The sequence below is a fragment of the Bacillus sp. JZ34 genome (assembly GCF_053903205.1).
The window spans coordinates 3,881,321-3,893,060 of the sequence record NZ_CP096403.1; the positions used below are offsets into that span (position 1 = coordinate 3,881,321).

Genomic DNA, 11,740 nt, shown 5'->3' on the forward strand with positions numbered 1-11,740 from the left:
GGGTTTTCATGTTGTCTTGTTATTCATCCAAACCGATAGACAAATATTTTGTTTCCAAATACGGCTCGATGCCTTCCTGTCCGCCTTCGCGTCCGATGCCGCTTTCCTTCATGCCGCCGAAAGGCGCCTGAACGGTTGACGGTCCGCCATCATTCCAGCCGAGAATGCCGTAATCAAGATTTTCGGATAAATAGATGCCGCGGCGGTAGTTTTCCGTAAAGAAGTATGCCGCTAAACCGTAAGGCGTATCATTGGCGAGCTTGACTGCTTCGTCCAGCGTTTTAAAAGTCGTAATCGGCGCAACGGGACCGAATGTTTCCTCATGCATGATCGTCATTGAAGGATCAACATCCGTCAGCACTGTCGGGTGGACAAAGTAGCATGATTTCTCATCATCGCTTTCGTATTCGGCGCCGATGAGAACTTTCGCCCCTTTATCCACCGCGTCATTGATTTGATCAACTATTTTTTGGAAGCCGTTTTTATTGATGACCGGGCCGATTGATACACCTTCTTCAAGTCCGTTTCCGACTTTCAGCTTGGCGACTTCCGCGCGGAGTTTTTCTGCAAATTCATCCTTAACCGATTCATGAACGATCAGACGGTTTGCACAGACGCACGTTTGTCCGGCATTCCTGTATTTCGACAGCATCGTCTGTTTAACGGCGAGGTCGATGTTGGCATCTTCATCAACGATCAGCGGAGCATGGCCGCCGAGCTCCATTGACACATGCTTCACCGTCTCGGCGCTGTTTTTCATTAAATGTTTGCCGACAGGCGTTGACCCGGTAAACGTAATCTTGCGGATCAGCGGATGGCTTGTAAAAATAGAACCGATCTCTTTTCCGTCGCCGATCACACACTGAAGGACGTCTTTCGGAATGCCCGCTTCGTGGCCGAGGCGAACGAGCTCAAGCGCCGTTAAAGGCGTGTCAGGCGCAGGCTTGATGATAAAGGTACAGCCTGCCGCCAAAGCCGGTGCCGCTTTTCGCGTGATCATCGCCGCCGGAAAGTTCCACGGGGTAATCGCCGCAACAGGACCGACTCCCTGGCGCGTGACGATGATGCGCTTGTTCGTCACAGATGCGGGAACCGTTCTTCCGTAGATGCGTTTTGCTTCCTCCGCATACCATTCGATATAGCCTGCGCTATATATGACTTCTCCCTGTGCTTCAGCGTACGGCTTGCCGTTTTCAAGCGTAATTAATTTTGCCAGCTCGTCCTTCTGCTCCACAATCAAATCGAACCATTTTTTCAGTAAGCCCGCTCGTTCTGAAGCCGATGTTTTCGACCATTTTTGAAATGCTTCATGCGAGCGTACGACTGCCTCTTCGACTTCCTTTGCAGATTGCTGGGGAACCGATTTGATTTTTTCTCCAGTCGCAGGATTATATACTTCTAGCATGCTGGTCATGTTGAATCTCCTCCCCTTTACGTTTTGAACTGCTGTTGTATAAAAGAAAACCGATCAATGTCCATCCTGCCAAGATCAGCCACTCATACGGCCATGTGAGCGCGGCCGGCATGCCTGGCAAATAAAAGGCAAGAAAGATAACACTTAAGAGGATAGCAGATATACCCGTCGTTTTCCACTTATTGATTTTATACGGCCTGTTTAAATCCGGCTCTGTCTTTCTCAGTTTCATGAATGCAATCGACACGATCAAATATCCGACTATAATACCTGTTCCCCCTGCATTGACGATCCAAACAAGGGCAGGGCGCCCGAGCAGCGGTGCAAAAAATGCCAGCGCTCCCAGAAACAAAATCGCGTTCGTCGGCGTTTTATACTTCGGATGGATGAAGCCGAACCATTTCGGCACCATGCCTTTTTCAGACATGGCAAACAGAATGCGGCTCGCGCCGATGATAAATGCGTTCCAGCTTGTAATGATGCCGGCGACTCCGCCGAGGACAAGCACCGTGCCGAACAGCTGGTTCCCGAGCAGATTGACCATTGCATCCGCGGTCGCCAAAGAAGTCGTTGCAAGCTCGCTTTCTGACAGCCCCATCGTCACGCCGAAAACAATCAGCAAATAAAACACGACCGCACTGACGATCGAAATAATCAAAATTTTGCCGATGATTTTTTTCGGGGCATTAATTTCAGCCGCAACCTGAGGGATGACGTCAAATCCGACAAACAGAAACGGAATCATGACGAGGACGGACATCATCCCGGAGAATCCGTCTTTAAAAAGGGGCTGCATATGTTCAACATTACCGTTTACCAAAGCGCCTCCCAAAAGGAGAAAGCCCGTGGCGATAATCGCGATCGTAAAAACCGACTGAAAAATCGCGGCCGGCTTGACGCCGAAGTAATTGAGCGCGGTCAGGACGACCGCACCCCCTGAACCGATCAACACCCAAGTGACATACACGTCCCAGCCGCTAAGCGACCAGAGAAACCCTTGATGTTCGACAGGCAGGACGTAATCGATGACGGTCGGTAATGCGACCGCCTCAAATGTGATCACCGAAACATAGCCGAAAAGCACACCCCAAGCGGCGACAAAAGCCGTTTTCCGGCCAAACGCCCTGTAGACGAAAACCAAGCCGCCCCCCGTTTCAGGGATGGCAGAAGACAGCTCCGCGTATGTTAACCCGATTAAGATGACCAGTATGCCGCCGATGATAAATGCGATGGTGCTGCCCAAAAAACCGGCTGTCGAAATCCAGTCGCCGGAAAGGACGACCCAGCCCCAGCCGAGCATAGCCCCGATTGCTAAAAATAGCACATCCGTCTGCGACATCGTTTTTTTCATTTGCTGTTTACCCATCTATATCCGCCCCTTCCTTTAGAAGATGTCAAACTAGAGCTGTTTCAGCGCTTCTTCGATGATGCCGAACCCTTCCTCAAGCAATTCATCAGTAATAACAAGCGGAGACAGAAAACGGATAATGTTGCCATTGATACCTGCCGTCAACAAGAGCAGGCCGTGTTCATTGGCGTACTTGGCAATCTTGGCCGCAGCGGCTTTGTCCGGCTCCCGTGTCTTTTCGTCCCGGACAATTTCAAGCGCCGCCATCGCGCCAAGTCTGCGAACTTCACCAATCTGCGGATATTTCACCTTCCATTCATGCGCCCGCTCTTCAATGGCTTTGCCGATTTCTTCAGAGCGTTTGTTGAGCTGTTCCGATTCGATAATATCGAGCACTGCCAAAGCGGCTACGCATCCAAGCGGACTTCCGGCGTATGTGCCCCCGAGTTCCCCCGGATCCGCCGCATCAAGCATTTCCGCCCGGCCGATGACACCGCTGAGCGGAACGCCGGCAGCCAGCGATTTTGACACCGTCACAAGATCAGGAACGACATCAAAATGCTCAATCGCAAAATATTTGCCTGTTCTGGAAAAGCCTGTTTGGATCTCATCGGCGACAAAAACGATGCCGTGTTTTTGACAGAAGGCTGCGACATGCTGCACAAACCGTTTGGAAGGAATAATAAATCCTCCTTCTCCCTGCACCGGCTCCATGACAACGCAAGCGACCGTCTCCGGAGCAACAGACGAGACGAAGAAATCGTCAAATGCCTGAATAACCATGTCATCGTAGCTTTCATCAGTCATCCCTTCAGGTTTTCTATAGTAGTAAGGAAACGGCGCCTGATATACTTCAGGTGCAAAAGGGCCGAATCCGAATTTGTATGGTTTTACCTTGCTCGTCATGCTCATCGTCATGTTTGTGCGCCCGTGGAATCCGCGGGTAAAAGAAACGACTGCTTGACGCTTCGTATATTTTCTGGATATTTTCACGGCGTTTTCTACGGCTTCCGCCCCCGAGTTCAGGAAAATCGCTTTTTTCTCGTGTGAGCCCGGTGCAAGCCGGCAAAGTTTTTCCGCCAATTCGATATAGGCCTGATACATCATGACGTTAAAACCCGGATGAATGAGCTGTTCGGCCTGTTGCTTGACAGCTTCTACAACTTTCGGATGTGAATGCCCGACATTTAATGTACCGATCGCCCCGGCAAAATCGATAAAACGGCGCCCGTCAATATCGTATAAAACGGCCCCTTCCCCTTTAGCGGCCAGATGACGGTTTCCGTTGGAGACACCCCTTGCCACAAATTGATCCCGTTTGGCCTGCCAATCTTCCGTTGTGAATGCTTTTGTGTTCAGACTCATAAAAAATCTCTCCCCCACTCTTATTTCTTATAATTCTGAATATTTTTTGGTATGATGAAAAGTACCAATCATTAATTTTCAAAGGTACCAGGGGGGAGGCGCTATGATTACGATACCGATTGACCGCTCCAAGGATGCGGATTATATTTATCACCAAATTTATCAACGGATTAAAGAAGAAATTTTCAGCCGCAATCTTTTGCCGGGAAAAAAACTCCCTTCCAAGCGCGAGCTCGCCGAAGCATTGAACGTCAGCATTAATTCGGTCAACGCTGCCTACCAGCAGCTTCTGGCAGAAGGTTATCTTTATTCACGTGAAAGAAAAGGCTTTTTTGTAGAGCAGATCGAAACGTTCCATGCCAGCCGCCATCCCGGCCCTTTTCAATTGGAAAAAGAACTGGTTGAAAAGCCGGCAAGCAAAGACGGCTGGATATCGTTTTCCCATATGAGCGTCGATACGGCGCATTTTCCATTTAAAACATGGCTTCGCTGTGAACAGAAAGCGGTTTCTTCTCATGTAAACGAACTTGGAGAAATGACGCATCCGCAAGGTGTCTACGAAGTGCGCCAAACGATCGCACGGTTTATCGCTTTAACGAGAGGCGTCAAGTGTCACCCCGAACAAATCGTGATCAGCGCAGGCACGCAGTCCTTAATTCATACGCTTCAGGATCTTCTCCCCGCCTCAGCCGTCTATGCGATGGAGGAGCCGGGATACAGCCGCATTTATCGACTGCTGAAAAATGAAGGGAAAGAAGTGGCCACGATTCAGCTCGATCATAAAGGAATGCGGATCAGCGAGATTCACCGTCTGAATCCGGATGTTTTATTTGTCACGCCTTCACACCAGTTTCCAACAGGAATCATTATGCCGGTATCGAGAAGGATTCAGCTTTTAAATTGGGTTTCCGACGGGGAAAACCGCTATATTGTGGAAGACGATTATGACAGCGAATTCAAATATGGGAGCGATACGATCCCCGCCCTGCAAAGCCTTGACCGCTCTGAGAAAGTCATCTATATCGGCACGTTTTCAAAATCGCTTCTTCCGGGTCTGAGAATCAGCTATATGGTACTGCCGCAAAAGCTGCTGAAGCGATACAGAAAAAGGCACCATTTCTCGATTCAATCGAGCAGCGTTTTAACACAGCTCGCCTTGCAGGAATTGATCGAATCGGGGGAATACCAAAAGCACATCAAGAAAATGAACCAGATTTACGAAGAAAAGCGGACAAGGCTGATCGGAAGCCTTGTCAAAACCTTTAACGGCCGGGTGAAAATTAAAGGCGAAAGCGCAGGCCTTCACTTTGTGGCCGATTTTGAAACAGATAGAAGTGAAGAAGAGGTTTTATCAAGAGCAAAGGATAGACGGGTCGAGGTTTACGGCATGAACCGGTTTACGTTAAAGAAAGAGCAGACAAAACATGAAGGAACAGTATCGCTCGTGCTTGGATTTGCTAAAATCGCTGCCGATCAGATCGACAAAGGGACTGCCAAGCTTTATGAAGCGGTATGCGGTGATGAGAAGTTTTAAAAAATACCGGCAGGTTCGCTCCTGCCGGTATCAACTTGGCTTTAGAAAGCCAACGTCTGCCCGTTTACCACCGTTCCTTTTCTACCTGGAGAACCGCCTCAATCAGTCCCGGAAACTGCTCCTCCAATTCCCGTTTGCAGAGGGAGTAATAATGATGCTTCCCTTCAATGCGGACTTTGAGCAGTCCCGCTTCTCTCAGCACCTTGAAATGGTGGGACAGCGTAGACTTTGCGATATTGAGATTTGTGCATGTACCGCACGTTTTCTCGGCTGTGTCAGCCAGGGCTTTGACAATCTCAAGCCTGTATGGATCACTCAAGGCATGGAGAACAGATATTAACTTCATTTCATTTGTTTTCATGGGTTAAATGTATCATAATCCTAACTTCAAGACAATTCGTCAAGAAGGCAAATAGGTTGCCGCCAAAGCAAAGACATGTTACGATGCAATTGTTCGATGATTTTCGAACAATCAATTCACTGTGTATACAACGTACACGCAAAGGAATTCTAAATGACATGACGGAGGTTTGAACCGATGATCGTATTGCAAGCCTATATGAAAGTAAAACCAGAAAAACGCAACGCCTTTCTCGAAAGCGTACAACCGCTGCTTAAACATTCAAGAGCTGAAGCCGGCAATGCCCAATACCAGCTGTTTGAAGATACCGAAGATGCCAATACATTTGTCATGCTTGAGCAATGGAAAGATCAAAACGCAATTGACGCCCATAATCAGACAGAGCACTTTCAAGCTTTCGTTCAAGCCGCGGGCGACCTTTTATCAGAACCGCTGAATGTGGTTAAAACGCACACACCGGATTAAAGAAAGGATGACGTTTAAATGAATGAAGTATTGAAATCATTGACAGACCATAGATCGATTCGCAGCTATACAGATGAGCCCGTGAACCCTGAACAGCTGGACAAGATCATTCAAGCCGTTCAAGCCGCACCGACTTCAATCAACGGCCAGCAGGTCACCGTGATTACGGTTCAAGATGAAGAACGGAAAAAGAAAATCGCCGAATTGGCCGGCGGACAGGTCTGGATCGAGCAGGCCCCCGTTTTCCTTTTGTTCTGCGCGGACTTCAACCGTGCGAAAATCGCCCTTGAGAAAAACGGCGAAACGCTTGCGATCACAGACGGAATGGAATCCGTGCTTGTCGGAGCTGTCGACGCAGGCATCGCTCTCGGTACGGCCACAGCGGCCGCTGAATCGATGGGGCTTGGCACTGTGCCGATCGGCGCTGTCCGCGGCCGTGCAGAAGAGCTGATCGAGCTGCTCAATATTCCCGAATACGTCTTCCCTGTCGCAGGGCTTGTCGTCGGCCATCCGGCGGACCGCTCCGCGAAAAAGCCGCGACTTCCTGAACAAGCGGTAAGGCACAGCGAAACCTATCAACCTGACTTAAAACCGCTGATCGACGCGTACGATGAAGAAATATCCGAATACATGACAAAACGGACAAACGGACAGGAAACAAGAAACTGGTCTCAGGGCATATCCGCTTATTACAATAAAGTGTATTATCCTCACATCCGTGAGATGCTTGAGAAACAAGGATTTAAACTCGAATAGATACTTTAGGCTATCGGTGATCGATAGCCTTTTTTCATGCGTTCCATTCCACATTTCGATGAGCATCGAAGGTCTTTACCTTTACAATATGTAAAAAAGGAGTGGAACACATGAAACCATTTGCAAAATATAAAGCATTTCTAGACCTCCATCATCAGTCAGGCCCGTTCGTTCTGCCGAATGCCTGGGATGCGGCCAGCGCCAAAGCGTTTCAAAACTGCGGTTTTAAAGCAGTCGGCACAACCAGCGCCGGAATTGCCATGTCCCTCGGCTATCCCGACGGCGAACATCTCCCTTTTGAAACATTGCTTTCCGTCCTGAAAACCATCACGGATGCCGTCGATATTCCCGTCAGCGCGGATCTTGAAGCGGGTTACGGCCAATCACCGGAAGCAGTTGCTGAAAACGCAAAAAAAGCCGCAGCGGCCGGCGTTGTCGGTATGAATATTGAAGACGGAACGAAAGACCCCTGCCGGCCGCTTTGTGATGCAACATTAATGGAAGAAAAAATTGCGGCTGTCAAAAAACTGAACCTTCCTGTTTTGATCAATGCCCGCACGGATGTATACTGGCTCAATGCAGACGCTCCCGGTTCCCGGCTTCAAACAGCCGTCCGGCGGGCAAATCGGTACAGACAAGCAGGCGCGGACTGCATATTTATCCCCGGAGCCAATGATACAGGCACCATTGCACGGCTGAGAAAAGGTATACCCGGACCACTCAACGTACTGGCCGGCTCACACACTCCCTCTTTACAAATTCTTTCCGAACTGGGGATCGAAAGAATCAGCTGCGGATCCGCCCCGTTCAGAGCCGCCCTGTCGCTGGTGAAAAAGATCGGTGAAGACATCATCACCCGCGGCTCCTTCAGTCATATGACGGACGGAGTCCTTTCATACGGCGAAGCTGCCGATTGGATCAGCCTTCATCGTAACCCAAAACAAAATCGTTGACCTAAACAGTTCGGTCTGTTAATATTTCATTTATGAAAACTCATGGGTTTTTTCGTAACCCATGAGTTTTATCATTGCGAAAGAAGGAGCCGGAATGAACGAAAAAAGAGCAGCAGTCTTAAGGGCCGCCAAAAAGCTGTTTGCCCAAAAAGGCTATCATAACGTTGCAATGCAAGCGATCGCTGAAGAATGCAAAATGTCAAAAGCATCTATTTATAAACTGTTTCAATCTAAAGAAGATCTTCTGCTGGCATTGATCAAGTTCAGAAAGCATGAAATGCTGAACAAAAGCGCCATCATCAATACGGAAACCTCGCTGACGCCAAAAGAAAGACTCGCTAAAAAAATCGCTTTGGAGATTACGGAATTCAGGGAAAACCGCCAATTTATCAATTTCCTCTCCAATGAGGGATCGTCTCCCGATACCGCGGTATTTAAAAAGCATCTGAAAGAAACAAAATCGCTGATCATCAGCTGGCATAAAGACTCTATCATTCAAGCGTACGGCGAAGAGGTGGAGCCGTTTATATGGGATATCGTCATCATTTTCCACGGTTTGATGAGAGAATTCCTGTTTTTAGTCGGCACTGGAAAAGCGCAGCCTGACGTTAAAACGATTCCGCCATTCATTATGTCGGTTCTGGATCTCTTCATAGAGAAAAAGCTGAACGAAGATCAGAAAAGTTCATTAAATGAAGACATTATTGCCTCCTATACGAATTTCTCATCATGCTGGGCACCGCTCAAAAAAGAGGAATTGCTTGAAGACCTTTTGCAAAAACTGAAAAACAAGATTTCCTCGCTGCCACAAGACGACGTTTCCGTGACAGAATTGCTGTCTGCCGCAGATTTGCTGAGCGAGGAGCTTTTCGCCAATGAGCCCCGCACGTATTTAATTAAGGCTCTCCTTGATTACCTTGGAAAAATCGAGGCGCTCCAATGCGATGTTTCACAAATACAAACAATTAGTATCAAAGAATAAGAGGGATTGATATGAACACAGGAACTGAACAACAGACATACAACAGAAATATCATCGTAGGTTTGCTCATTGCAGGGGCGTTTATCGCGATCTTGAACCAAACGCTTCTGGTTACGGCACTGCCGCATATTATGGCAGACTTAAACATAGACGCTACAAAAGCTCAATGGCTGACAACGGCGTTCATGCTGACAAACGGGATTCTCATTCCGATTACCGCCTTTTTAATCGAAAAATTTTCGAGCCGCGCGCTCGTCATCGCCGCGATGAGCATCTTTGTGGCGGGAACGGTCGTCGGCGCAGTTGCGCCTAACTTCCCGGTTCTCCTTGCGGCGCGAATCATCCAGGCCGCGGGTGCGGGAATTATGATGCCGCTCATGCAGACGATCTTTTTAACGATTTTCCCGGTTGAAAAACGCGGGGCTGCAATGGGTATGGTCGGTTTGGTCATCGCATTTGCACCGGCCATCGGACCGACATTGTCAGGCTGGATCGTCGACAGCTTTACATGGAGATACTTATTTTATATTATTCTGCCAATTGCCCTGATTGATCTTGTGCTTGTCATCTTACTGATGAAAAACGTTACGAAATTGAGAGAAACATCAGTGGACATCTTATCTATTATCCTGTCCAGCCTGGGTTTCGGCGGTTTATTGTACGGCTTCAGCAACGCCGGATCAGAAGGCTGGGGAAGCAATACCGTTTTAATTTCCTTTGCAGTCGGTGCAGTCGCTCTGTTCTTCTTTATCTCTAGACAATTAAGAATCAAAAGGCCGATACTCGAGTTTCGCGTTTTCCAATCGTGGACTTTTACGATAACAACGCTCCTCGGTATGATCGTTTTTGCATTAATGATCGGTACTGAAACCATTTTGCCGCTGTATACGCAAAACGTCAGAGACGTGACAGCTTTCGATTCCGGTCTGATGCTTCTGCCGGGCGCGATAGCAATGGGTATCATGTCGCCGATCATCGGCCGGATTTTTGACAAGATCGGTGGAAAAGGTCTTGCGATTATCGGTTTTGCCATCTTGCTGCTGACGTCGATCCCGTTTGCGGATCTGCAAATGGATACTTCGCTGACATTTATTATCGTCATTTATACGCTGCGGATGATGGGCACTTCCATGATTATGATGCCTCTCACAACCGCTGGCATCAATGCACTTCCGATGCATCTCATCCCGCACGGAACAGCGATGAACAATACGATGCGCCAGATCGGCGGTTCAATCGGCACGGCCGTTTTGATTTCCGTCATGAGCAATTCAGCCAAAAACGCTGCCGCATCTAACCCGTTAAATGCGCTCATTCACGGCATGAATTCCGCCTTTATCGTGGCCGCTGTCTTGGCGCTGATCGGATTTATCCTTTCGTTCACATTGAAAAAGAAGCCGCAGGCCGACAAACAAGGCCAGCCGGCGCGCTGATCCTGACACGCCAGTTCAATCAAACTGGCGTGTTTTTATATGGTTTGATATATTTGATCCCTTGAAGCGTAAGAAGCATGAAGACCTGCTCTGCGTCTCCTTTCATATGAAATGAATATCATTCGAGTTCTTCTCCTGAACAGACAAAAAGGCTGCCGGATACACCGGCAGCCTCGCTCTTTTATTTTAATCCATTTTCAACTTCTGTCACCATTTCAGATACGGACTCAAGACCTCCGCCTGACAGGTACCAGTAACCTGGATCAAGATATGTGATATGGCTCTTTTTATAAGCTTTTGTTGATTTTACAATTTCATTTTCAATGACTTCTTTTGCTGTTCCTTTTTCGCCGATGGCAGCGCTTCGGTCGATGACAAACAGGTAATCAGGGTTCTTTTCAGAAATATACTCGGAAGAGACGCTTTGACCGTGAAGGGAAGCCTCGATGTTTTTGTCGACAGGTTCAACGCCGAGCACATCATGGATCAAACCGAATCTTGAGCCGCTTCCATACGCGCTGATTTGTTTATCGCTTGTTAAGACGACCAATCCTTTGCCGCCTTTTTCTTTCGCAAGCTTGTTGGCTTTCTCTACTTTATCATCGATTTTCGCAAGAGCTTCTTTGACAGCATCTTCTTTACCGAAGATTTTTCCAATATTTTCGGTATTTTCTTTAAAACTGTTCATGTAGTTCTTCTGGTCAAGCTCGATGTCGATCGTCGGTGCGATCCTTTTAAACTCGTCATACTGCTCAGACTGTCTGCCTTCGATGATGATCAAATCGGGGTCAAGCTCTGCAATTTTTTCAAAATCAGGCTCTTTTAGTCCGCCGACGCTTTCGTATTTACTGTCTTTGTATTTTTTCAAGTAAGACGGGAGGGTTTGTTTCGGAAGGCCGACAACGCGATCGCTCAAGCCAAGCTCATCAAGCGTGTCAAGCATTCCGAAGTTGAAGACAACGACTTTTTTCGGGTTTTTCGGTACATCTGTTGTACCGCTGTTATGTTTAATTGTGACGGTTTCTTTTTTAGAGGAAGATTTTGCATCTGTATCAGCAGCTTTGTTTCCGCAGGCGGATACGACAAGAACGGTTATCAATGCCATAATCAATAAAGATAGTTTTTTCAA

At 47.9% G+C, this 11,740-nt stretch carries 11 protein-coding genes; 6 read left to right on the top strand and 5 right to left on the bottom strand.

What is annotated here, in order from left to right:
• Window positions 1-19 precede the first annotated feature (19 nt).
• The 3 genes from gabD to gabT are packed head-to-tail and all read right to left on the bottom strand — an operon-like array spanning window position 20 to window position 4,127.
• On the bottom strand, window positions 20-1,414 hold the full coding sequence (gabD, locus tag M1D90_RS19750; protein ID WP_130569388.1) for a succinate-semialdehyde dehydrogenase: 1,395 nt from the start codon (window positions 1,412-1,414) through the stop codon (window positions 20-22).
• Entirely contained in the window at window positions 1,389-2,780 is a 1,392-nt protein-coding gene (locus tag M1D90_RS19755; protein WP_043054059.1) for an APC family permease, read from the bottom strand. The genes gabD and M1D90_RS19755 overlap by 26 nt, the downstream gene beginning before the upstream one ends.
• Window positions 2,781-2,813: 33 nt before the next feature.
• Window positions 2,814-4,127, bottom strand: a complete 1,314-nt coding sequence (gabT, locus tag M1D90_RS19760; RefSeq protein WP_039073209.1) for a 4-aminobutyrate--2-oxoglutarate transaminase — start codon at window positions 4,125-4,127, stop codon at window positions 2,814-2,816.
• Between the two features lie 103 nt (window positions 4,128-4,230).
• Here gabT and gabR point away from each other — a divergent pair, with 103 nt between their 5' ends.
• On the top strand, window positions 4,231-5,661 hold the full coding sequence (gene gabR, locus M1D90_RS19765) for a MocR-like transcriptional regulator GabR (protein WP_026580552.1): 1,431 nt from the start codon (window positions 4,231-4,233) through the stop codon (window positions 5,659-5,661).
• A 64-nt stretch (window positions 5,662-5,725) separates the two neighbouring features.
• Here gabR and M1D90_RS19770 read toward each other — a convergent pair whose 3' ends face one another.
• Window positions 5,726-6,022 (bottom strand): ArsR/SmtB family transcription factor, encoded by a 297-nt coding sequence (locus tag M1D90_RS19770; protein WP_020450179.1) that lies wholly within the window; start codon window positions 6,020-6,022, stop codon window positions 5,726-5,728.
• A 177-nt stretch (window positions 6,023-6,199) separates the two neighbouring features.
• On the opposite strand from M1D90_RS19770, the gene M1D90_RS19775 reads away from it, so the two are divergent.
• From M1D90_RS19775 to M1D90_RS19795, 5 genes are all read left to right on the top strand, one after another.
• Window positions 6,200-6,487, top strand: coding sequence for a putative quinol monooxygenase (locus tag M1D90_RS19775; protein WP_059231861.1), 288 nt, complete (start codon window positions 6,200-6,202; stop codon window positions 6,485-6,487).
• A gap of 18 nt (window positions 6,488-6,505) precedes the next feature.
• The gene (locus tag M1D90_RS19780) at window positions 6,506-7,243 is read left to right on the top strand and encodes an NADPH-dependent oxidoreductase (RefSeq protein WP_059231859.1); all 738 of its coding nucleotides are present in this window, start codon (window positions 6,506-6,508) and stop codon (window positions 7,241-7,243) included.
• A 110-nt stretch (window positions 7,244-7,353) separates the two neighbouring features.
• Complete coding sequence (locus tag M1D90_RS19785; RefSeq protein ID WP_195537017.1) at window positions 7,354-8,196, top strand: isocitrate lyase/PEP mutase family protein; 843 nt, start codon at window positions 7,354-7,356, stop codon at window positions 8,194-8,196.
• A gap of 94 nt (window positions 8,197-8,290) precedes the next feature.
• Window positions 8,291-9,178 carry a TetR/AcrR family transcriptional regulator gene (locus tag M1D90_RS19790; protein ID WP_229105608.1) on the top strand — a complete coding sequence of 296 codons (888 nt, stop codon included), beginning with the start codon at window positions 8,291-8,293 and terminating at the stop codon, window positions 9,176-9,178.
• Window positions 9,179-9,189: 11 nt separating this feature from the next.
• Window positions 9,190-10,611, top strand: coding sequence for an MDR family MFS transporter (locus tag M1D90_RS19795; RefSeq protein WP_026580547.1), 1,422 nt, complete (start codon window positions 9,190-9,192; stop codon window positions 10,609-10,611).
• A gap of 181 nt (window positions 10,612-10,792) precedes the next feature.
• Here the strand turns inward: M1D90_RS19795 and M1D90_RS19800 are convergent, their stop codons facing one another.
• On the bottom strand, window positions 10,793-11,740 hold the full coding sequence (locus M1D90_RS19800; RefSeq protein ID WP_023855630.1) for a siderophore ABC transporter substrate-binding protein: 948 nt from the start codon (window positions 11,738-11,740) through the stop codon (window positions 10,793-10,795).

Excerpts from the sequence above, each read along its gene's own strand:
- gabR (WP_026580552.1), top strand. The coding sequence starts at position 4,231 with ATGATTACGATACCGATTGACCGCTCCAAGGATGCGGATTATATTTAT.
- gabT (WP_039073209.1), bottom strand. The coding sequence starts at position 4,127 with ATGAGTCTGAACACAAAAGCATTCACAACGGAAGATTGGCAGGCCAAA.
- M1D90_RS19795 (WP_026580547.1), top strand. The coding sequence starts at position 9,190 with ATGAACACAGGAACTGAACAACAGACATACAACAGAAATATCATCGTA.
- M1D90_RS19775 (WP_059231861.1), top strand. The coding sequence starts at position 6,200 with ATGATCGTATTGCAAGCCTATATGAAAGTAAAACCAGAAAAACGCAAC.
- M1D90_RS19785 (WP_195537017.1), top strand. The coding sequence starts at position 7,354 with ATGAAACCATTTGCAAAATATAAAGCATTTCTAGACCTCCATCATCAG.
- M1D90_RS19770 (WP_020450179.1), bottom strand. The coding sequence starts at position 6,022 with ATGAAAACAAATGAAATGAAGTTAATATCTGTTCTCCATGCCTTGAGT.
- M1D90_RS19790 (WP_229105608.1), top strand. The coding sequence starts at position 8,291 with ATGAACGAAAAAAGAGCAGCAGTCTTAAGGGCCGCCAAAAAGCTGTTT.
- gabD (WP_130569388.1), bottom strand. The coding sequence starts at position 1,414 with ATGACCAGCATGCTAGAAGTATATAATCCTGCGACTGGAGAAAAAATC.
- M1D90_RS19755 (WP_043054059.1), bottom strand. The coding sequence starts at position 2,780 with ATGGGTAAACAGCAAATGAAAAAAACGATGTCGCAGACGGATGTGCTA.
- M1D90_RS19780 (WP_059231859.1), top strand. The coding sequence starts at position 6,506 with ATGAATGAAGTATTGAAATCATTGACAGACCATAGATCGATTCGCAGC.